4 protein-coding genes and 1 pseudogene are annotated in these 24,652 nt (G+C 73.2%); all 5 read left to right on the top strand.

From position 1 onward, the window contains the following. Positions 1-2,066: pseudogene (locus QC283_RS36945) on the top strand (hypothetical protein); the annotation flags it as partial. Positions 2,067-2,094: 28 nt separating this feature from the next. Then, a complete protein-coding gene (locus QC283_RS36940) occupies positions 2,095-2,604 on the top strand; it encodes a YbaB/EbfC family nucleoid-associated protein (RefSeq protein WP_279566167.1) in 510 nt (169 codons plus the stop codon). Positions 2,605-2,606: 2 nt separating this feature from the next. Then, positions 2,607-2,954 (top strand): hypothetical protein, encoded by a 348-nt coding sequence (locus QC283_RS36935; protein WP_279566166.1) that lies wholly within the window; start codon positions 2,607-2,609, stop codon positions 2,952-2,954. Further along, on the top strand, positions 2,955-23,873 hold the full coding sequence (locus QC283_RS36930; RefSeq protein WP_279566165.1) for a lonely Cys domain-containing protein: 20,919 nt from the start codon (positions 2,955-2,957) through the stop codon (positions 23,871-23,873). It abuts the gene before it with no gap. Beyond that, a complete protein-coding gene (locus QC283_RS36925; RefSeq protein ID WP_279566164.1) occupies positions 23,870-24,535 on the top strand; it encodes a type VII secretion system-associated protein in 666 nt (221 codons plus the stop codon). Before QC283_RS36930 ends, QC283_RS36925 begins: the two co-directional genes overlap by 4 nt. The last annotated feature ends 117 nt before the right edge of the window (positions 24,536-24,652 follow it).

Here is a 24,652-nt window from a genome sequence, read left to right as displayed (position 1 = left end):
AGCGGGAGCGGGAGAAGGCTGAGGCCGAGGCCGAGCAGGCCGCTGCCAAGGATGAGGCTGAGAGGGAGAAGGCCGAGGCCAAGGCGGAGCGGGAGCGGGAGAAGGCTGAGGCCGAGGCCGAGCAGGCTGCCGCCAAGGATGAGGCTGAGAAGGAGAAGGCCGAGGCCAAGGCGGAGCAGGAGCGGGAGAAGGCCGAGGCCAAGCAGGCGGCCGCCGACCAGCAGGCGATCGTCCTCGCGCAGAACCAGAAGGCGCAGGACGAGGCGAAGAAGGAACGGGAGCGGGCCGCAGCCCAGGCCGAAGCCGATCGCACCGAGGCCAAGGCCGAGCAGGAGGCCGCGAAGCAGGAGGCCGCTGCCGAGAAGGAAGCCGCGAAGCAGGAGCAGGCCCGGGCGCAGGCCGACGCGGAGCGTGAGCAGGAGGCCGCGAAGCAGCAGGCTGCTGCCGAGAAGGATGCCGCCAGGCAGGAGCAGGCCCGGGCGCGGGCCGAGGCGGAGCGTGAGCAGGACGCGGCCAAGGCGGAGGCCGGCCAGGAGAAGGCGGCGGCGAAGGCTGAGCAGGAGGCTGCTCAGGCCGAAGTCAAGCGTGAGCAGGAGGCTGCGAAGGCGGACGCTGTCGCGGAGAAGGATGCCGCCAGGCAGGAGCAGGCCCGGGCGCGCGCCGACGCGGAGCGTGAGCAGGACGCGGCCAAGGCGGAGGCCGGCCAGGAGAAGGCGGCGGCGAAGGCTGAGCAGGAGGCTGCTCAGGCCGAAGTCAAGCGTGAGCAGGAGGCTGCGAAGGCGGACGCTGTCGCGGAGAAGGATGCCGCCAGGCAGGAGCAGGCCCGGGCGCGCGCCGAGGCGGAGCGTGAGCAGGAGGCCGCGAGGGCACAGGCCGGTGCCGAGAGGGAGGCCGCCAAGCAGGACCAGGCCGACGCGCGGTCCAGGGCGGAGGCCCAGCAGGAAGAAGCCCGCCGCGAGGCACTGCAGGAGAAGCAGCAGGCCAGGCTGGACGCCCAGAACTCCAAGGCCGACGCGCAGGCCGACTACGAGCAGCAGAGGGCCGAGGCCCGGGCCGAGCGTGACGCCGCCCTCCAGGAAGCCGACCGTCAGGAGGCGGCGGCGAGACAGGAGTACGAACGGGAGAAGGCGGAAGCCCAGGAACAGCGGGATCAGGCGCGGCAGGACGCGGAGCAGGAGCGGACCCAGGCACGCCAGGAGTACGAGCGTGAGGTCGCCGCCGGCGCCGATGAGGGCGAGGCCCGCGAGGAGTACGACCGGCGGATCGCGGAGATCGACGCCGCCGAACGGCAGGCCGTCGAACGGGCGGACGCCGCCGACGCCGAGGCCAGAAGCGAGTACGACCAGGCGAAGGCCGACGCGCAGGCGGAACGCGAGGAGGCGCGCAGCGAGGCCGAGCAGGCGCGCAAGGACGCCAAGGCCGAGTACGACCAGCGGATGGGCGACATCCAGGCCGAGTACGACAGGATCAACGCCGACGAGAAGGACATCGACGAGCAGATCCGCCGGCGCATCGCCGACCTCCCCGAGCCTGCCGACCTCTCCGCCTACCACCAGGGAGCCTCAACGGATTCAGTCGGCTCGGCGGGCTCGGCCTATTCCTCCGCGTTCGACGACAACCTCTACAACCAGGACGACCTCGCCTCGGCGCTCGGACGTCCGCAGAGCGGCGGAGCCTTGGCGGGCGCCGCCGAGGGCACCGGCACCGGCACGGGAGCGGGCTCGCCGGGGATGTACCCGCCGATGGCGCGTGGTGCGGGCGGCGAGGCCGGCGGCAACAGCGGCGAGCGCACCAGGACCGTCATCGAGCCCGGGGTCGGCCGCTCCGGCCGGACGGCCGCCCCCACGCCGACCGTCGAGGACGAGGAACACCGCGTCGTCCCCAGGTCCACGCAGACCAGCGGCAGCACGCCCTTCATGCCGCCGATGGGACCCATGGGCGGGGCGGGGGCGGGGGACAGGCCGCAGACGGAGAGCGGGGACCGGGAGCGGACCACGTGGCTGGCCGAGGACGAGGATGTCTGGGGCACCGACGAGGGCGGCGCGCCGCAGGCCCTGGGACGCTGAGGAGAAGGGGACCGGGATGAGTCAGCCGATGGAAGACCGAGTGGCCCAGGCGATGGCGCACCTCAAGGCGGCGGAGCAGGCGGCGGCCTCGGCACGCGCCGAGTTGGACGCGGCGTCGGTCACCGCGCGTTCGGCGGACCGGTCGGTGCGGGTCTCCGTCGGCGCGAAGGGGGAGTTGACCAGCCTGGAGTTCCTCGACGGCAAGTACCGGACCATGGCCGCCGCCCAGCTCTCCGCGGCGGTGCTGGAGGCCGCGAACAAGGCGCGGGCCGAGATGGCCCGCAGGGTGGTCGACATGCTCGACCCGCTCACCAGAATGACCGCCCGCGGTGCCGCCCCCGAACGGATGGGCGTCGACTGGGAGTCCGTCTTCGGATCGCTCCTCCAAGAGACGTCCGTGGCGCAGGGGCCCACGGCGATGAGCAGGCTCCGCGACGAGATCGTCGAGGACGACGAGGAATCCGCGACCCGGCCCAAGGCGGCCCACGGCACGGACGACGGACGGCAGGAACGGCAGGAACGGCAGGAGGGCGCGTAACCATGGCCGGCAACTATTCCGCCGACATCCAGGCGATTCTGCAGGGTTCCAGGCACCTTGCCGACGCCGTGCGCCACGGCGACGAGATGCTGCCCCGTTTCGAGAACGGAAACGCCGCGTACTCGGGCTGGTGGGGCGAGGAAGGCGGCGACGACGACTTCGCCAACGCGGTCGGCGACCAGGTCCGCCGGGAGCAGCAGCAGGTGGCGGACACGGTCCTGGCCATCACCAGTGGGTTCATGGCGCTGGTCGACGCGGTCGCCGCGGAGGCCGACCACGTGCGGCGGCCGCAGACCCAGGCCCTGGACGACATCGAGGCGCAGGGCTCGGAGAGCGAGAACAGGCGCTGAATGGCCATCATGTTCCCGCCCGGCCTGCGGGAGTTCATCGAGATCTGGGTGGGCGCGAACGTCGCCACCGGCAACGAGGACCTGGGCTTCGACAGCCGTAATCCCTACCGGCGGCTGGCCGACGACATCAGGGACCTGTCCGATGCGATGAAGGGAGCGATCTCCACCGCCGGGAACTCGCTCCCGCCGCGGATCGCCGACGAGTTCGTCGCCGCGATGAGGCTCTTCGTCGACGACAACGGTCAGAACCATCTGCAGAAGTTCTCCGACGAACTCCGGGACCTGGGCGCCCGGCAGGCGGAGCGCTCCATCAAGCTGTCGGAGGCGAAGTACCAGATCCTTCTCGAGTTCATCCTGATGAACATCGAACTGGCCCTGATCGCGGCGCTGTCCATCTTCACCGGCGGCACGTCGCTCACCGAGATCGCCATCCAGAAGGCACGCACCGCACTCACCATCCTGCTGCTCCTCCAGCGGCTGGGGCGCGCCGTCCCCACGCCGCTGTCGGTGCTCCTGGAGGCGATCCAGGAGGCGTTCGTCTCCTTCGCCTCGCAGCTGATCTCCATGACGGCGCCGGACGACCCCGACCGGCGGCGCGACGCGTTCGACTGGAAGGACATCGGCCAGTCGGCGGTCGCCGGTGCGTTCGCTGGACTCTTCGGGGGCCTGTTCTCCCAGTTCAGCGAGCCGATCGTACGCAACATACTCAAGGACAACCGTGCGTGGAAGGAAGCGTTCGACCTTCCGCTCACCTTCGTCAACGAGGGCCAGGCGGAGACCTTCGCGGAGGCCTTCACCGGCCTCGTCTTCCTGGGCACGTTCGCGATCAACCCCGGCACGTTCGTCAGCGCGGGCCTCAGTGGCCTCCTCTTCGAAGCGGCCTCCACGGGTGCGGAGTACGGCGGAAAATGGCTGAACGACAAGTTCTTCCAGAATTTCGCTCTCGGATCCGGCGACATCAACGACCTGCCGGGCGGCGGCGACCGGGACGGTGACAGGAGCGGAGGCCGGAACCGGTACGAGCACGGGAACCGCTACGGGAACACGTACGACGACGACGGCACGTACAGGGACACCTATGACGACATGTACGGTCATGGGAGCCACGACCTCCACGACGTCCGGGACCAGGGCACCCCCTATACCCCCTACACACCGTTGTACGGGCCGGGCAGCGACGACTCCGTCTCCTCCGCCGGCGACACCAGCGACGGCGCGTCGGTCTTCAGCGAGACCAGTGACGTCTCGTCCCTCCCGGACCACGACACGGTTCACGGTGTGGGCAACGACGTCAACGCGTACGCGCTCCCGGGGGCGACGGGCGCGGACAAGCCGTCGTACTCCATCGCCTTGCCGAACACGTACGAGGACCCCTACCGGGACTCCCTCGTGGACGACCCGGACACCGACACCGTCTTCTCCACCCTCAGCCCGTCGGTGACCAGGGACCCGGGGGCCGACTGGTCCGCCGGCACGGACAACGCGCTACCGGTGAACAGGCCCGCCACCGTCGGTTCCGCCGCCCCGGAACCGCTCCCGGCCAGGACGGGCGGCGGCGACTTCACACCGGACAAGACCGAACGACAGCGGTCGACGGACGACGACACCACCCGGTTCACCTCCGACGGGCGGCAACAGCCGGACCCGGGGACGCCCCTCGCGACCCGCACCGCACCCACCCCGTCGACCGCCCCGTCCCCGGGCCACACCTCGTCGAACTCCACCCCGCAGCCACGGCCCCAGACCACGCCTCCCGGCGACCCGGCGGTCGCCGCCGGGCCGTCGGACCCGGACATGGGCGCCCCGGACGGTATCCGTACCCCCGCGCCCAAGGAGTCCGAGCAGTCACACCCGTCCTCCGCGGTACCGAAGGCCGAGGCCCGGACCGCCTCCGACGTCCCGCCGCCCTACCGGCCCGTGCGGACCGAGTCCGAGGAACTGCCACCCACCACCGGCGGCACGGCGGAGCCCGCTCCGGTCAGCTCCCGCGAGGTGCCGCCCACACGGCCCGTCGCCGTCGACGAGACGCCGCTCAGCTCCCGGGCACCGACCGGGAACTCCTCCGAGCCGGGTTCGCCCGACTCGGTCGACATGATCATGGACTGGGAGGACGGCAACGACTCGCCCGAACCCGAGCCGAAGCCCGAATTCGAGTCCCAGTCCGATTCCGATTCCGAGTCCGCTTCCGGGTCCGACCCTGAGCCGGACCCGGCCACCGAGGCGCTGTACGACCGGCTGCTGACGGACGTGTTCGGCCACGGGATCGCGACGAACCCCCTCCACCCCGCCCTCCGGGACACCCTCGCGCACCTCGACCAGCTCCGGCAGACCGTTCCCGCGCTGCGCGAGGGTCCGCTCGACCTGGACGGCGTGACCCGCCGGGTGCTGCTCCTGGGCCCCGCCGACCCGGTGACCGACGCGCAGCGCGGCGAGCTGTTCCGAGTGGCGATGGACCCGGAGGTGGAGTCGGCGGGCAGCCTGGCCGCCCTCTCCGCCTTCCACCTGGAGATCCGTGGGGCACTGGCCCTCACCCAGGCGCTGACCGCCGACGACGGCGCCGTCCTGGGCCGCAACTGGACGAACACGACGATCCCCGACCTCGATCTCACCGAGGTGGGGAAGGTCGCCCGGCAGCCCGACGGCACCCTGGGACGCGGCGATGTCCAGCCCGCACCCTGGCACCGGCCCGGTGAGCCGCATCCGTACGTCGTGATGGCGGAGGGCGACCACGAACGGATCGTCGTACGCGGCTACGACGGCGCCCCGCGCCAGGTGCCCCTCGACGTGTTCGCCGAACTGCTGGCCCGCGACCCCCGGCTCGCCGGGCTGCCCCCGGACACCCCCGTGGTGCTGCTCGTCCCCGACGCCGGCGCCCGTGGCCTGGATCTCCCGCGCCAGGCGGCGGACCGGGTCGGCAGGGACGTCTGGTCGGCCAACGGCACGGTGAAGGTGTCCCCGCAGCGGGACCCGTCGCAGCCGTACGTCGTCTCCCTGCTGTACGGGGACGGGCTGACGCGCGCCGACTGGATCCGCAGCACCCCCGGCCAGGTGTTCGACCCGCTGGAGTACGAGAACGCCCCGGCATGGGAGCGCCAGGTGAGGTCGCACAGCGTCGTCACCGACGGGGGCACCACCATCGGCAGAGGCGTCTTCGAGGACTCCGAGGCGCCGCGCCGGATCGCGGCACTGAAGCTCGCGACGGAGTCGTCGGAACTGTGGCACTACAACCCGGCCACCGGGGAGTCGGCCAAGGACGACGATCCCGTGCCGTTCGCCGGCAAGCCGGTGTACGTCTTCGGCGCGCACGCCCGGCCCGGCGCGACCCGGGTTCCGACCACGACGGACCCGGCCCACCACTCCCGGCAGCGGGAGACCGGCGGGATGCTCAAGCGGCGACCGAGCCTCGCGCGGCTCCCCGAGGACCACGCCGTGCTGATGGAAGCGTGCTCGAGCGCGAAGCCACCGGGTGTGGTCCGTACCCGCAGGGGCATCGACGACACCTTCGTCCCCGACCCGCTGGCGGTCGTCAGCGAGAGCCAGCACGTCGCCAACGAGACCGGCCGCACGGCGTACGGCGGCACCCACATGGTCAGCTTCGCGACGTTGCCGGACGGCAAGTTCGTCCACCGCCTCTACACGGACTCCCGAGGGCGGCGCGGCACGTGGGTGGAGCACCGGCCGGAACCCGCCGGCGACCTGCTGGACGACCGCGCCCGCGCGGCGGGCCTGCACACGGACCCCGTCCAGCCGGTCACGGAGGCTACCCGCGTACGGACGCTGCGGCTGGTCCGCGCGCTGCGGCTGGCCTTCGGCGCGGCGATCGAGGACGACAGCCGGTACGGCGATCTCCTCGCCGGCATCGGCGCCCTGGAGATGATGCGGGCGGCCGATCCGGCCCTGCGCGGCCTCGGCCCGTTCTCCATGGACCTGTTCGCACGCGCGGCCCGTGCGAACCAGCAGTATGCCCCCGGCCCCGGCCCCGGCCCCGACGCCTACCGCGACCTGCTCACCCGGGCCGTCGACGCCGTGCGCAGGCAGCCGGGCAGCACACTCTCCGACTTCGTCGCGCTGCCCCACGTCACCGCCGCGGCGCGGCGGCTGAGCGGCCTCCCGGACCGGAACCCGGACGCCGAGGCCGCCCGCGTCCTGCGACTCGACGGCGGCCCGGCTGCCGTCGGCGATGCCGAGCGGGCGCGGCTGTTCTGGGCGACGGTGAAGGTCCTGGAGTGGGAGAGCCGGGTCCCCGACCCGGACGCCCTCACCGGCAGGGTCCTGCATCTGGACCGGCCGGACCCGGCGCGGCGGCCCGAACTGCTCGACCTGGTCGCCCAGGCGGCGGCCGTCGGCGTCGACGTGGACAACCCGACCGAGCTGGGCGCCTTCCACCTGGAGACGCTCGGTGCCCTCTCGCCCGCCACCCAGCTCCGCGACGTCGACGGCGCGCCGGTCGGCCGTCATTGGGCGCAGGCCCCGCCGAACGCGACCATGGCGACCGACCGCGTCGTCGTGGCCGCCCCGAAGCCGGGCGGCGGCTTCCGGCCGGTGAGCCAGGAGCGACCGCCGTGGAGCGTGCCGGGCGGCCCCTCGGCCTACACGGTGTGGGCCGGGGGCGGCCGGGACCACCTGCTCATGAACCTGCCCGGAGGCTTCCGCGGCCGGGTGCCGTACGAGGAGGTCGCCGAGCTCCTGGCGCGGGACCCGGTGCTGAACACCCGCCCGACGGACGGCACGGACGTCGTACTGGCGGTCTCGAAGGCGGTCCCGGGCACCGCCGTGTCCATCGGCCCGAGCACCGCGACGTCCACCGCACCGACCACCGGCTCGGCCACCGCCCCGTCCACCGCCCCGTCCACCGCCCCGTCCACCGCCCCGTCCACCGCCCCGTCCACCGCACCGGCCACCGGTGCCACCCCGGACACCGACCCGCGTGCCGTCATCAGCGCCGGGACCGGCCGATCCGTATGGGCTTCCCAGGGCGGTGTGGGTCTGGCCGCCACCGGGCCGTCGCAGCCGTACGTTCCCACGCTGCTCCCCGGCCTGCCAGGCCGTCCGGCCGCCGCCGACTGGACGGCCGTCCACTCCGGCGGCCCCGCCGCGCCGAGCACCCGCGTGCCGACCGGCGGCGACACCGGAGCGGACGACGTCACGTTCGAGGACCGGGACGTGAGCGTCACCACCACGGACCGCCCCGATCCGGGAACGGGCCAGAGCGCCGGCCCGCCCCTGCCGGACCACCTCGACGACGACGTGTTCGGACACACCGCCGAGGCCGACCCGACGCACACACTGTCAGACCCACCCACACCGTCGTCGGTCCCGCCCCCACCCACCGTCCCGTCCGGACCTCCCCCGACCGACGCGGACAACCGGCACCAGGAACTGCTGACGGACCTCTACGGCCCCCGCATCCTGTCGGATCCCCTGTACCCCGTCCTCCGCGCCGGGCTCGCGCGCCTCGACCGGCTCCGCCGGGACGACCCCCTGCTGGAGTCCGGCCCGCTCGACCTGGACGCCGTGGCCCGCCGGGTGCTGCTTCTGGATTCCGTCGATCCGGTGACCGACGCGCAGCGCGACCGGTTGCTGGGGCTGGCCACGGCGGAGTCGGCGGAGTCGGCGGGCACTCTGGCCGCCCTCGCCGCGCTCCATCTCCGGCGCCAGGGCGTGCTGTCACCCACCCACGCCATGACCACCGGCCTCGACGGGCGCCCCCGCGGCCGAGACTGGACCACCGCTCACCACCCCGGCGTGGATACCACGAGCAGCGGGAGGACGGCACTCAGGTCCGACGGCCGCCCGCACCGCACCGATGTGCGCACCGCGCCCTGGCACCGTCCGGGCGAGCCGGAACCGTACGTCGTGCGGGCGGACGGCGATCACGAGCACATCGTCGTACGCGGCTTCGACGGCGCCCCGCGCGAGGTGCCGCTCGACGTCTTCGCCGAACTGCTGGCCTTCGACCCGGAGCTGGCCGGGCTTCCCGCGGGCACTCCCGTCGTGCTGCTCGTCTCCGGCGCCGGTGCCCGCGGGCTGGAACTGCCGCGCCGGGCCGCGGACCGGGTCGGCAGGGACGTGTGGTCGGCCAACGGCGGCGTGGACGTGACCGCGCCGCAGGACCCGGCACAGCCGCACGTGGTCTCCCTGCGCGGCGGCCCGGGCAGGCAGCGCACCGACTGGATCCGCAGCACCCCCGGTCAGGTGCTCGACCCCGCCGAGTCCGCGAACGCCCCCTACTGGGAACAGGAGACGCTGTCCCACACCATCGTCACCGACCGGGGACCGATCGGCCGGGGCGTCTTCAAGGACACAGAACCCCCGCGGACGCTGGCCGACCTGCGGTACGCGACGACGGCGACGGAGCTCCACCACTACAACGAGGTCACCGGCGAGTGGACCGAGGACGACGATCCCGTTCCGTTCGCCGGCAAGCCGGTGTACGTCTTCGCCGCCCACGCCCGCCCGGGAGAGACCCGGGTGCCGACCCTGTCGAACGAGGACCACGGCACCCGGCGGGAGCGGACCGGCGGGATGCTCAAACGGCGTCCCAGCCTGGCACGGCTCCCCGAGGACCACGCCGTCCTGATGGAGGCGTGCGCCGCCGCGGCACCGCCGAGTGTGATCCGCAGGCGCCGAGGGGTCGACGACACATTCGTCCCCGACCCGCTGGGTGCCGTCAGCGAGAGCCAGCACGTCGCCAACGAGACCGGGCGCACCGTGTACGGCGGCACCCGCACGGTCGGCATCACCTGGCGGGACGGCCGGCCCGTCCACTCCCTCCACACGGACTCGCGGGGGCGGCGCGGTCAGTGGGTGGAACACCGGCCCGAACCCGCCGGCGACCTCCTGGACGACCGCGCCCGCGCGGCCGGCCTGCACACCGACCCGGCGGGACCGGCTTCGCAGGAGACCCGCGAGCGCACGTTGCGGCTGGTGCGCGCGCTGCGTGTGACGTTCGGAGTGCAGGTCGAGGACGACAGCCGCTACGCCGAACTCCTCGCCGGCATCGGCGCCCTGGAGGCCATGCGCCACGCCGACCCGGTGCTGCGCGACGTCGTGCCGTTCAGCCTGGACCTGTTCGAGCGCGCGGCCCGCGAGATCCGCGCGACGGAACACGGCGACGTGGCCGGCGAGTTGAGCCCCGGCGCCTACCGGGACCTGTTGGCCCGGGCCGCCGACGCCGTGCGCCTGCGTCCCGGCGGCGTGCTCACCGACTTCGCGACCCTGCCGTACGTGACCACCGTGGCCGAAGGGCTGAACGGTCTCACGGACCAGGAAGTGAACGACGAGGCCGCCCATGTCCTGGGGCTGGACCCGGACACGGCGGTCATCGGCCGGCCCGAGCGGTCCGAGCTGTTCTGGGCGACGGTGAAGGCCCTGGAGTGGGAGAGCCGAACCCCCGACCCGGACGCCCTCACCGGCAGACTGCTGCACCTGGACCGGCCGGACCCGGCCCGGCGGCCCGAACTGCTCGAACTGGTCGTGCGGGCGGCGGCCGCAGGCGCCGACGTGGACGATCCCACCGAGCTGGGCGCCTTCCACCTGGAGCTGCTGGGAGCCCTCTCCCCGGACACCGTGCTGTTCGACGACAAGGGCGCCCCGGCCGGCCGCCATTGGGCGCGGGACTCGTCCGGAGTGACGGTGGACGTCGACAGCGCCCTCGTCATGGCGGCGGCACCGGACGACGGCCACCGCCCCCTGCGCCGGGCGCGGATGCCGTGGACCGGCGACGCCACCGGGCCCGCGCCGTACCTGGTGCGGGGCGAGAGCGGGCCGGACCACCTGACGATGAACCTGCCCGGTGGACTCCGTGTCCGGGTGCCGTACGAGGAGATCGCCGAGCTGCTGGCGCGGGATCCGGGGCTGAACGCCCGCCCGAGGGCCGCCGACGTCGTCCTCGCCGCCTCGCACTCGATGCCCGGAGGACAGCCGACACCGCACGCCATGGGCCTCCTCAGCGACGGGACCGGTCGCGGCGTATGGACATCACCGGGCGCGGTGGGCCTGCTCGCGCAGGGCGACCCGGCGAGCCCGCACGTCCTCTCCCTGCTGCCCATGGCTGACGGCCGGCGTCAGCGGGCCGACGACTGGTCGGCCGTCAGGCCGGGCTCCAAGCCCTCCACGGACACCGGCACCACGTTCGCGGCCGGGGCTCCGGCCGAGGAGCCGAACCGGACGTTGTCCCTCGTTCCGAAGCCCCCCGAGCCGAAAGCGCCCTCTCCGGACCGCCCGCGCCTCGACCCCGCCATGGCGCCGCCCGCACGGAAACGCCGCACCCCGGCCCGGTTCGCGGACGGCCGGCAGATGCCCGGGTACGTCGACGACCTCCAGTCGCTGCTGCCATCCGGTCTGACCGCCGCCGAGCTCGAACAACTCCTCGCCAGTCCGAGCACGTTCGGTCAGAGCACGGTCGTCCTGCGCGGCTTCGAACAGGCCCTGGACGCCATCGACCGCGAACTGGGGCACAGGCCGGACGCCCGGCCCGCCGACGGCACACAACTGCTGGACGACATCCGCCAGACGCTCCGGGACAAGCCGAAGACGCTGGCGGACGGTGAGGGGCGCCCGTTCCCGTACGTCAACGCGGACGGAAAGGCCCGTGTCCTGTGGGTCCGGGCGCGTCACCACGGCAACTGGGCACCGTTCGACGACGGCATCGGTGACGCGACGAAGATCGACAGTATGCACCGGGCCGCCGCGGCCTTCGGGCTGACCAAGAACATGCAGGCCAACTCCCAGTACGGCCTCGGCGGACCGATCGGCCCGGCGGGCACGGCGGCGTTCGGCGGCTTCGGCCGTCTCTCCCTGCGGTTCGGCTTCATCGACAAGGTCGGTTACACCCTGACCGACCAGCGCATGAACCAGATGGAGACCCGGACGCTCGACAAGTCGCGGGCGTATCTGGACGACGTCCACTACGAGATACGCGTCACCGACTCCGCCGGACGGGTCCTCACGGGCACCGACACCGACCCGGCCGCGCCCGCCCGGTTCGCCTTCGGCATCCGCAAGGGGCTCTCGGTACGGCTGCCCGACAGCGTGACGAAGGCGCGGAAGCCGGGCCGGATCCCCCGGACGATCGACCTGGACCGCAACTCCCAGTACCGCTTCGTCCGCACCGAGGGCTTCGGCCCCGTCGCCGCCATCCGCGACTGGGCGGCCGGACGGATCGGGGCGCTCCCCGGCAGCTCGGCCTACACCGAGCTGGACATCTTCTTCTCCGGCGACAGCTTCCAGCGGCACGGCGGCACGATGGCGCGCGGCCGGATCACCACCCCGCCGCTGTTCGCCGACGACAAGAAGAAGTCACCGCTGGGCGTCTTCGTGGTGGAGGAACTGATCCCGCGGGCGGCGGTGCTCGTCGGCGAGACCGACCAGGCCGAGATGCGGGACATCAACACCTCGACGGTCCGCAGCGAGCGGAGCCGGGCACACGGCAGGAGCCTGCTGCTGCAGGCCGTCGCCGGTCCCGCCTTCAACTTCCACGATCCGGGCACGGCCCCCTTCGACCTGCGGCTCCAGTTCGGGCCGACCGCCCAGTACTCGTACGCGAAGACCTGGTCGGCCGGGCTCGGCGCGGCCGGCACCCTCAAGTCGGCCGGACAGGTGAAGGGGCCCAGAACCGCCCTCTACCTGGTCGTGAAGTCGGTGCGGGTGCGGCGGGCCGGTGACAGCACACCGCCGACACGCTTCCTCACCTGGAGCCTGGACCGCATGACCAGCTCCGAGGCACGGCGGCTGGCCGGATGGGACGACGGGACGTCACTCGCCCTGCGCAACGGCGCAGCCCCGCCGTTCGTCCCGGCCTACCTGACCATGGACCGCCCGCGCACCCTGGGCATGCACCGGGTGAAGGAGTTCACCTTCGACGACGGCCTGCGCACCCGCGTCACACCGGACGCGGCGGACGGCGTCGGCCGCACCCTGCTGGACGCCTTCGCCGACGGCGTGGTGGACGCCCTCGCGCATCTGCGCCAAGGGCTGGTGGTGCCCCTCGATCAGTTGCTGCCGCCGAACCCCCCGAAGGGCTGGCGCGCACGCCTGGGCGACCTGGTGGGGCGCAAGCCGGACCAGGTGCTCCAGGCGGCGCAGAGCCTGCCCATGCCGCCCCGGTGGACCGATCCCGTCAAGTACCGCATCGCGCTCCAGAACACCCTGCAGGTCCTCGGCGTGCTGTCCCAGCAGAACGTCACCGCGAACCTGGAGGCGCTGACCACGATCGGCCTGCCGATCAGACTCACGGACCCCGACTCCGTCGGACAGACCCACTACACCGTCCGGGTGCGCGGGACGCTGACCGGGCGGCGGTACGAGGGCAAGGACGCCGACGAGGGAATGCGCTTCAGCGCCCAGGGCATCGACCGGCTCGACGGCCAGAGCAGCGCGAAACGAGGCGTGGACCTGGGCTTCGAGGGCACGTTCTCGGGCCGCGACAACACCGTCGACGACCTCGCGGGCCTGCCCCGGAACACGCTCGGGCTGACCCTGGGCGCACGCCAGGGGTGGCAGTGGGAGGCGGAGACCGCCTTCGGCTCGACGGTCACCAACGAACCGATGTCGGTGAGCAACCAGCCCACTCACCTGTACCGCTACAACCTGTCCCTCAGCGCGACCGTGGGCGGCTACTGGCGGCCCCGCGGCCTGATCCGCGGCCTCGGCCTCGGACTGCCGGGGCTGCTGGTCCTGGACGAGCCGGTCAACGTGCTCTTCGGCCGGACGGAGTCGGGCCGGCTGCGGGGCGGCGGCCCCATGACCGGACAGGTGCTCATCGGCGTCCCCGTACAGCACACGCCCGAGGCCGACCCGTACGCGGACGGGGCGCTCAACCCGTACCTGTCCGACGAGCCCGCCCCCACGTCCATGACCACCGAGCGGTCCCTCGCGCTGGCGAAGGGCGACCTCGTGCTGCCCGCCGGCACCGGCACCGAACAGCCCGCCGGACGGCTCGCCGACCGAGGGACCCCGCAGTTCAGGGAGTTCCAGCAGCACCCGTTCGTCATCGTGAACATGGTGCTGTCACCCACGCTGACCGCGGAGGTGGACCGCGTCCTGCGGACGGCGTCGGGCAGCGCCTGGCAACTGGTGAAGGAGGGCGCCCCCACCCGGGACGCGATCGTGCGCACCTTCACGCCCCAGTACCTGGCGTCGAGCTTGGACCAGAGCTCGGGGCCGCTGGGCCTGGTGGGCAGCGGCCTGCTGGGCAAGGGCCCGTACGGCGAGCTGTGGGGAACCTTCAGATACGCGACTACGGTCGGGAACCTGCGCGCCCTCACACCGTCGATGTCCATGGACACCGAGATGACGCTCGGCGGCACCCGCCAGGCGGCCGGCAAGATCAGCAACAGCACCAGTTTCGTCTTCGGCGGCCAACTGGTCTACTCCGTCGCCCAGAATCCGGGCCACGGCCTCATGAGCGCGTACGGAATCGTCGCCAATCCCGTCTCGACGTCCCACGCGCACAGCCTCAGCGTCGTCCGCACGGTCGTCGCGGACATGAACCGGAAGGGCTTCACCCACCAGGTGCTGGTCGCCGGCGACGTGCGGCACTGGTTCGCGCTGCTCTCCAGCCGCCTGGGCACGGGCCGGATCGCGACGGCCGCGGCGGCCGGCGCTCTCGTGCCGCGCTCCCTCGCCGGAGCGGCGGGGACGGACCTGACCAGTCCGGGCGGTCTGCTGGGGCATCTGCCGGAGAAGAGTGCCCACCGGATGGGGCTGATCGACGACGGCATGGGCGACGTCCCCCGCTACACGAGCCGGGTCTGGACGCCGCAGCCCTGGATGCGCGGCGCCGCCTTCGGCACGTACGCGGTGAACGCGCTGGACCCCACGGACGTACTGCTCGCGTTCGACCGGAGGATCCGGGAACTGGGGCTCGACGACGAGAGCCGGGAACGGGTCCGGCAGTTGGTGACGGGCCGCGCCACGCGGGCGCTGAAGGGCGAGATGACGACCACCGGTCCGTCGACACCGGTCACCGCCGGAGGCTGGGGCTGGGACAGCGTCCGGATCGGCAGCCGGCGGGTACGGGCACGGGTCGAACTGATCCCCGGGACGCCCGTGTTCGAGGGACTCGACCACAGCGCGGAGCTGGAGGAGAACCGGCGGGCCATCGAGACCGCCCAGCGGAACTCGGAATCCTCGTCCGGCGCGGACCTGGGCCTGTTGACCAGTCAGATGGTGTACACCGGCGACCCCCACGTCCCGGCCGCCGGACCCACGTACACCGAGGGCGGCTCGAACCGGAAGAGTGCCGCGTCGAGTCACACGGTCACCACCGTCACGATCTACCGGGCGGCGTCCACCGAACCCCACGCGGAGGTCGTCACCCCGTACCGGATGCGCATCACCCTGGAGGCCGACGACACGCCCAACACCGGCGCGCCGGCCGGCCCGAGGCCGGCGGAGGGGAATCCCACGGCCCTCGACCGTTTCCGGGGCCGGCTGCGCATCGTCGAGGAGGACGACGTCGGCGCGCTGCGCGAGCACGTGCCGCTCAGCCTGATGGAGCCGGCGCGGACGGAGACGGAGGGGACCGGCACCTCCGCGGCCGGCGGCCGGCTGCTGCCCGCGCCCGACCCGGCGGCCGACCCCGCCCTGGCCGGCCCGCCCCGGCCGGTGCCGCTTCCCGGAGCGGGAGAGGGACCGACGGTCCGGGACGGGGACGGCGTCACACGGCCGTTCACCTTCCCCGAGAACGGCATGCACCCGCGCGGGATCATCGGCATCGAGAACATCCGCATGGCCGGCGACCTTCTCCTCACCAAGGCGTACGACGCCGGCTTCTCCCTCAGCTCCCTGGAGGCCGAGGACGGCCCCGACGCCCTCACCCTGACCGAACTCCTGCGCAGGACCAGGGAGACCGGACTGACCCGCCTCGGCACCGGCTCGGCGCAGGCGCTGGAGGACGGCACCAGCTCCACGGCGGTCACGGCGTTCTTCCCGCGCACCACCGAACCGGACGGCTACCAGGTGGCGGGGCTGACCGAGAAGTCCCTCGTGGGCACCGACACCGGACGGCTGACACTGCGCTCGGCGCCCGACTTCAGCCGCGCGCTGCTGCTGACGGTCGCCGACGGCAAGAAGCTGGAGGTGCTCAGACGGTACGGAGAGAACGCCGGCACGTCGTCGTCCGTCGAGCACAGCCAGTCCGCGAGCCTCGGCGGCGCCTTCCTGTACGACTCGCCCCACAACGCCGGACTCAACCAGATCGGAGCCTTCGGCCCCGGCCCGAACGACCTCGACGGCGACGGCATGCCGGTCGGGGACGACCACCTGACCTCGCGCAACCTCAAACCCCGGACGGGCCGGTCCTTCCTGTTCGCCGTCCCGGCCACCTGGATCGGCGTCGGCGACGTGCACCGCGGCGTCGTGGACTCGAAACTCGCGAACCACCTGCGGGGCACCTTCGCCAAGGCCAGGCCGGGCCCGCAGGCGATGGAGTCAGAGGCGTACGTCGTCACCTGGATCCGGGAGGACGTCGCCCGGGAGCTGCGGATCGTCACCGACGTGAACTTCCCCGAGAGCGTCTCGAAGGCGTGGGACGCGGTCGACAGCGCGAGCAAGGCGTGGGTCGCCGCGGACAAGGCCTACTGGAAGGAACGGCGGACCTCCGGCGGGCTGCGCGCGGACCTCGACGCCGCACAGGCCGCCCTCGACCAGGCCGCTGGGACCGCCCGCGCGGCGGCACGCCCGGTCGACCTCGCCCGGACGGGGGTCGAGGACGCGCAGAACGCCCTGACCCACGCCGAGACCGACGCGCACCGGGACCACGGCAAGGCGGACGCGGCCGTGGCCGCCGCGCAGGCCGAGGCCGACGCCTTCGCCGGGGACGATTACGCCGAACCCGAGCACGACGGCTGGGCGGAATTCCTGCGCACCGAACAGGACGCCGCCCTGGCCCGTCTGGCCGACGTGAAGGAGACCGCCGGGCACCTGCGGAAGGCGGCCGATCTGCGGCTGGAGACCGCGCGTACCGAGAAGGCGGCGGCCGACGGCCGGCTCGACGCGGCCCTGCTGTCCGCGAGAGCGCCCGGCCGGGCCCTCGACGAGGCCACAGCCCGCCGGGACACGGCACGCGACGCCTTCGACACCCGGCGCGCCCAGCTGGACGCGCTCAGGGACACGGCGGAGCAGGCCGCGGCGGAGTACCACCGGGTACGGGCCGGGGCGGACCAGCTCACCCGCTGGCACCGGCTCGCGGCCACGGCGGAGGGCCGGGAGGAGCTGAACGGTCTCGCCGAGCCGCCCGAGGTCACCTATCAGGCTCCGCCCAGGACGCCCGAACCCGAGCCCCCTGCCCCGCCCCGCTACACCAGGACCGGTACCGGGCCGGGCACCGTCCTCACGTCACCCGCGAACGAGACGTACACGCTCCACGACGTGCCGAGGGACGGTGACGCCTTCTTCCGCGCGCTCGCCCTTGGCCTCGAACGCGCCGCCCCGGGGCTGCCGGCCGCGGAAGGCATCGACCTCGACGATCCACAGGCGATGACCGGACTGCGCCGGAGGATGGCCTCCTGGCTCACCGACCACGCCGACGAGGACCTGCTGGCCGCCGTCACCCCTGACCACACCGACGCCTTCAGCGCACAGGAGATCGCCGCGGCGAACCTGGACCTCGCGGCGGGCACACCCGCCCGCCGTGAGTTCGACGCCCTCGGAGGCCTCATACCGCACGCCGTCGACCTGCCTCCCGCTGCACGGTCCGCACTGGCGATCGCCCAGCTCCTGCGACCGGGTGACGCCGCGTCGGAGGCCGGCTGGAACCACGCCGCGGCGGACCTGCTGCCGCTGCTCGCCGCACGGACCTTCAGTGTGCGCGTCACGGTGGTCGGGAGTGACGGCTCCTTCCAGGACTTCGCTCCCGAGGACCCGGTGGACGTCGGCGGCCTCCAGGGACTCGTCGGCAGGCCCGCGCACTCCGGGGCACACGTGGTGCTGAGCCTCGCCGACGGTCACTACCAATCGGCCCTGCCGACCGCCCCGACCGCCCCGACCGCCCCGACAGCGCAGAAGGGCACGGCCCCGCCACTGCCGCAGGACACGCGCCCGCCGGCGTCGAAGGACACGCGCCCGCCGACGTCGGAGGACACCGTTCCCCCGACGCAGAAGGCGAAGGCCGTGGAACCGGAGTCCGAGCCGCCTCAGGCTCCGCCTCCGGGGGGCGGCAGCACGGACTCCGGTCCGGGGCGCGGCAGCGGCCGGGCGAGAGGCCGCCGGGTGCCGGTGCCCGGCACCGGGGAGTGCCTCCTGTACTCCTTCCTGGCCGGCGACCCCGTGCACCTCCGCAGCCGCCTGGGCGGCCTCGCCGCCACCGACCGAGCCGCGTACGACCTGCTCGGGGACCCCGACGCCGTACGCGCCGAACTGCGCCGGCAGACCGCGCTCCGCGCCAGGACCGGCGAGCCCCCGACCGGCCCCGCGCAGGCCGCGCTCCATGCCATGCGGTCCTACGCGGAGGACTACGTGGGCCGCAGCGCGGGACGGCTGCACCCGCAGATCATCGGCCAGTTCCGGCAGACGGTCGCCGACGCCTTCGCCGCACGCGTCCGGACCATGGACCGGGCGGAGATGCTCACCCTCCTCACCCACCACGGCGTGCGGCACGTCCCCGTCCCCGAGGCCCTCGACCCGGCCGAACTGCTGAGGCGGTACGTCGACGCACGCATGGTGTCGCAGCCCGCCGACCCCGGCATCTCCCCGAAGGACGCCCGAGCCGTCGTGGAGGCGGAGGCCGGGGACCTGAGCCCGCGCCGGATGTTCGAACACCTCGAGCGGCACGGCCTGCTGCCGGTACCCGACGACCTCCACGACACGGCACTGGGCCGTCTGCTCAGTACCGTGTACACCCAGAGCACCGCGCCGTTGGACGACACGGAACTGCCCACGCTCCTGGACGCCGTCGTCAACTGGGAGCGGCGCTGGGGCACGCCGGCGGGGGAGATCTTCCTGCCCCTGCTCGCGCACGCGTTCGACCTGCGGGTCGATGTGGTGCGGTCGCTCCCGTCGGGTGCCCGACGGGTCAGCGGTGCTGGGCCCGACAACGCCACGCGGCAGACGGAGGTCTACTACGACGGCAGCGGCCACTACGACGGCAGCGACGCGGGAGCCCGCGACCGGTTCGGCGACTCGGTCCTCCCGAAGCGGATCAAGGACGAGGAACGCGACCGGGACGGCGACGTCCGGCTCAATCCCCTGTGGGCGGCGTTGGACGAGGTCGATCCCGACCTGCTGATCACCGGGAACCGGGACGCGGTGTGGCTGTACACGGTCACCGACGACGGGCGGGTGATCCTCGGCACGGAGGACCTGAGCGGGATCGTCACATCGGAGCAGTTCGACGCGCTGCTGGCGGGAATGCGGGAGAAGGACCCCGAACTGACGGCGGAAGCGCTGCGCAAGACGCTGGACGGGCTGGGCCACACCGGAATCGCCGCCGGGTTCGTCGACGACGGCGGGGAGACGGCCGGCCGGACGCTGCCCGGCCGCAGCCGCGTGTCCGGCGAGTTCCGCTGGAGCGCGAAGCTGCGTTCCTGGGTGGTCAACGACAAGTCGGGCCGGTACATGAGCGAGACGGTCCGTCCGGATCTGGACGCCGCCGAAGCCGCCGACTGGCTGGCCAACGTGGCGGCCCTGTTCAGCGCACGGCTGGGCGTCGTCGTCCGGACCGACCAGGTGAAGACCGCCGCGACCGGCCCCGCACCCCCACCGGCTCCGCCGGAACCCGTCTCCCAGCCGCCGAAGCTCCAGTCGATGCCTTTGGGCCCCGAGGAGCACGACCCGGTCCACCCGGCGCCCCGGCCGGAGCCCGACGCCGAAGACGATCCGCTCGACACCGACACCGACACCGACACCGACACCGACACCGACACCGGGCCCGGGCCTGAGGCCGAGCCCGAGAGCGTGACGGCGTCGGACGACGACGGACCCGCCGAGTCCGCCCCGACGCTTCCGCAGGCCCGGTCCCGGGTCGCCTTCGAACATCGCCATCGGGACGTCACCGATCCGGACCAGCGCCGGCAACTCGCCGACCTGGCCGAGCAGATCGTGGTGTCCACCCTGCGGGACCTCAGGGCCGGTCTCCGGCTCCCCGGGATCACGGTCACCGGTTACAGCAACGGCCCGCGCTTCGCGCTGTCCGGTGACGCCGTCGAGCACGCCGAGACGGTGGGCCGGCAGCGGGCGGACGCCGTGCGAAACCTCCTTCTCGACGAGATCCGGCGTCAGCTGGAACTCAACGAGCGGGCCGTGCGCGACGTCGAGGAAGTACGCGGCGGCACGGTCCGCGCCGAGGACTTCCCGATCACCGTGGAGAGCGGCGGCCGGGACATCGGCGCCGTCGGACCGATCGACGGCGCCACCGGCCGGGCGGCACGACGACAGGCGGTCATCACGGTCGACCGTTCCCCCTTGTCGGAGGCCGCCGCCCGGCTGGCGGAACTGAGCCCGGAAGATTTCGGCAAGGCGGACTACTTCACCGGCCCGGACCGGCTCGCCAGGAGCCTCCTGCACCTCGACGACAACCCGGACGACGACCCCGACTCCGACGACGACTCGGACAGTGACTCGGACAGCGACGCGGACAGCGACGCGGACGGTGAGTTCACGCACTCCGCTCCCGCACCGGTGCGCTTCGACGCCGACGACCTGTCGAACCGCGTACGCGCCCTGTACGAGCTGGTCGACGAGGCGATGGCGGCAGGCCGGGCGACCAGCCGGACGTCACTGACCGCGTACCACCTGGGCAGAAGCGGTCTGCTGTCCGACGCCACCCGCCTGACCGCCCCGGACGGCACCCCGCTGGGCCGGGACTGGACGGGCCGGCCCGCCCGGGACATGGACGTCTCCTCGTACGACGTCGTGGCCGGCGACGACCGGGACCCCCAGCCGTCGCCGTGGGCGCGACGGCCCGACGCTCCCCTCCCGTACGTGATCGGGACGAAGGACGGCGACCACACGAGGGTCGGGCTGGCCCTGCCGGACGGCAGTAAACGGTGGCGTCTGTCTCCCGAGGAGTTTGCCGAACTGCTGGCGCTGGACGAGGAACTGGCGGGCCGTGAGGACGCCGCCGAGGTGGTGCTCGTCTCGCCGAACGCCGGCGCCATGGGACTGGACCTGCCGCGCGGGGCGGCGGCCCGGACGCGCAGGACGTTGTGGTCGCACAGCGGCGAGGTCGCCCTGAAGCCGCACCCCGACACCGGTCGGCACCGCGTCGAGGTGACCGACGACCGGGCCTTCGGCGACGAGTCGCCGGGTGAGCCGCTGGGGGAGCCGCTGGGCCAGTGGATCGCCAGTGAGCCCGACGACCTGGGGCCGGACGAGGCACGGACGGAATCCGGGGAAGGCTTCCTGCGCACGATCGAGGGGCGGACCCTCCGGGACGCGGACGTCAAGTCGGTCACCCTCACCGACGAGGGCCGGCCCGTCGGCCGCGCGGTGGTCAACGGCTCGGACCTGATCCGGCGCGAACCGTGGCTCCAGACGCTGACCCGGTCGACGGAGTGGTCGGCCTACGACCCGGTCACCGGTGAGCCGATCGGCGATCCCCGGCCGGTGCCGTGGAAGGGCCGAAAGCCCTACTTCTTCATGGTCCACGGCCTGCCGGGGCAGACCCTCATGGTCGAGAACATGTTCCAGAACAACGTTCCGGTCCGGGGTACGGAAACCGGCGGCTACCTCCGACGGCGCCGCAGCGTGACCCGACTGGACCGGGACACCCCCATCGTGTTCCTGTCCTGCTGGGGGAGCGGGCCGGAAGGACACACCGCCGCCGGCCTGAAGCGCGTCCGCCCGTTCGTCCCCGACCCGCTCGCCGTCTCGTCGGCCGCCCAGGACGTCTCCAACGTGACACGGCGCGACGTCTACGCCCCGAACAGGGAGCACTGGAGCCGCTACGCCAACGGCAAGCTGTACGACCACGGCATCCCCACCACACCGGCCAACGACCCGGTGGACATGGTGAAGGTCCGTCCCGAACCTCCCCCGGACGAACTCGACACCCTGGCCGGGCAGGCCGGCCTGGAGACGTCCCCGGACTTCACTCCGGCCATGGCCAGGGACACGGCGCTGCGACTGGTCCGAGCCCTCCGCTCGACGTTCGGCGTCGAGGTGGAGCACGACAAGGACGACCCGGCCGGCACGTACCGCCGGCTGCTGCGCGGCATCGGCGCCCTGGAGATCATGCGCCGCGGGGACGGGAACCTGCGGGAGTACGGGGAGCTGACGCTCGACCTGCTCGACCGGGTCACCCGAGCACACCACGGCCTGACGACCGCCGCCGGCACCCGGCCCGCGCCGCCGGATCCCGACGACGTACGGACGACGCTCGAGGCCGCGTCGGCACGCCTGTCCACCGGCCCGCGGTCCGCGCTGCCCGACTTCGCCCCCCTCCCCTCGGTGGACCGGGCCCGCGAACTCATCGGCCGGCACGGCCCGGAACGGTGGACCCGCCAGGTTCTGGGACTGCGCACGTCGGAGCCCGTCACCGCGACCGACCGGCAGCACGCGCTGTGGGCCATGGTCCAGGCCGTGGAGAGCGTGGAGAACCACCCCGACCCCGACGTCCTGACGACGAAGGCGCTCCACCTGCCCACCGGCGAGAATCCACGGGACGAGGCCCCGCGGGAGGACCTCCTCCTGCTGGCGGCCACGACGGCGGCCCGCGGCCGCGACGCCCACGACCCCACCGCGCTCGCCGCGTACGACCTCGAACGCAACGGCGCGCTCGACGACCGCACCCTCATCACGTCGGTGAACGGCACGAGCGCCGGCCGGAGTTGGACGAGGACGGCCGCACCCGTCCGCCTCTGGGCGGACCGCTACGTGATCTCGCCCGACGGCGGCCTGAAGGGCAGCCGAGGGGCCCTGGCGCCCTGGCACAGGAAGGACGCGGGAAGCAGCACCCACCCCGGTGCCTACGTACTGGACATGCGCGGCACCACTCCTGGACGGGTGGACATGCCCTGGCCGGACGGCACCACCCGCTCGGTGCCGTACGAGGAGATCGCCGAGCTGCTCTTCCACGATCCGGTCCTGGCGCGCCTGGACCGCGACGTCGCAGTCGTTCCCGTCGGTGCGGGGGCACAGGACGCGGACCTGGCCGCGGCGGTCGCGGCCAGGTCGGGGGCCGCCCGGACGGTGTGGCTGCCGACGCGGCCCCTCCAACTCCTCGACCGGCGGCCGACGGTGAACGAGAGCCTTCTCGTCATGACCCCGCCCCAGGACGACACGGGAGCGCACTGGTCGCGGACCCGTCCGCCCGAGTTGGCGGCCCAGCCCCTCGCACCCGCCCCTGACGCCGTCGCGGACGGCGACACCCCGCCCCAGGCGCCGCCGTCCGAGGACGCCCGACGTCAGTGGATCGCCGGCCAGGTGAGCGCGGTGGACCTGCCCGGGAGCCCGCCGGGGTTCCCCGGTGCCGAGATCGTCGTCCTGGCCGAACTGCGGGACGCCGGCATCGAGATCACCCCGGGGATGGACGTCGAGGCGCAACTCGGCGGAGGCGTGCGGGGCAGCGGACTGGCACCGCTCGACCAGGTGCGGCTGCTGCTGGCACGCCCCGGCCCCTGGCCGGAGGTCGTCGAAGCCATCGCGGCCACGGCGTCGCGCCGGATCTGGCGCTCGGCCTTCACCGACTTCGAGAGCACGAACGCGAACACGAACGCGGCCCAGGCCTGGGAAGCGGCCCTCGGGCTGCTCCTTCCGGGCGAACCGGACCGGGTGCTCGCGGACTGGCGGTACGCCGGGGACGCGTTCCGCGCCGCGGTGCGCCGGCTCGCCATCCTCCTGGCGGCGCAGGGAGCGGACCCCCGAACGGTCGCGCGCCTCGCCGCCCGGCTACGGGCGAGTCTCGGACTGCCACCCCTGGGGACAAGTGGTCCAGGTACCCGGTGGCCGAAGCAGGCGGACGAGTGGAAAGCCGGATGACAGTGAACAAGGCGACGGCGAACAAGGCGACGGCGAACAAGGTGACGGCGAACAAGGTGACGGCGAACAAGGCGACGGCGAACAAGGTGCCAGTGAACGAGAACGAGCCAAGGGCGGCGATGCCCACGCCGCCCGAGGACATCGTCGAGGCCGCACGACTCGCGCCGGAGCACTGGATCAGCATGATCGACCCCGGCTGGGACGGCGAGGGCGTGCCGCCCGACCGGGTGGTGGTCGGCCGCTGGCGCACGGGAGTGACCGGCGAGATCGAGGAGTGGGAGGACAACGAGGCATACCGCCCCTCGCCGGAATCGCTCGGTTGGCCCGAGCCCACCGACGACGTCGACGCGGCCCTTCAGCTCGCCGTCACCGGCTACGGACCGGCCGAGGACGTCCTACGGGCTCTGGCCACCGCCGAGGTGGCGGTGCTCGCCCTGCCGGACGGAGCCCCGGTGAGCGCCGCCGTGGCGGACGGCAGGCTCGTGGTCCCGGTCTTCACCGCATCACCCCACCTCGACGGTGTCGGCGCCCTCGCCCGCGACCTCGTCACCGTGCCGACGCTCCTGGACCGCCTGCCACCCGGCCACGCGCTCTACGTCAACCCGGCCGGCCCCGCGGGCACCGTTCTGGAGTCGGATCAGCTCAGGGCGCACTTGCCCTGACAGCGCTTCGGTTTCCAGCCCCGACCACGTCCACCTGGCGCCCGGTGAACTCCTCAGGCCCGGCAGCACCGGCCGGTACGGTCGGCCGAACGTCCCCGAGGCCGCCACGACGGCCCG

This window comes from Streptomyces sp. DH41 (assembly GCF_029813785.1).
Lineage (GTDB): Bacteria > Actinomycetota > Actinomycetes > Streptomycetales > Streptomycetaceae > Streptomyces.
The sequence above is the reverse complement of the archived record's forward strand: the minus strand, read 5'-3'. Positions and strand labels throughout refer to the sequence as shown.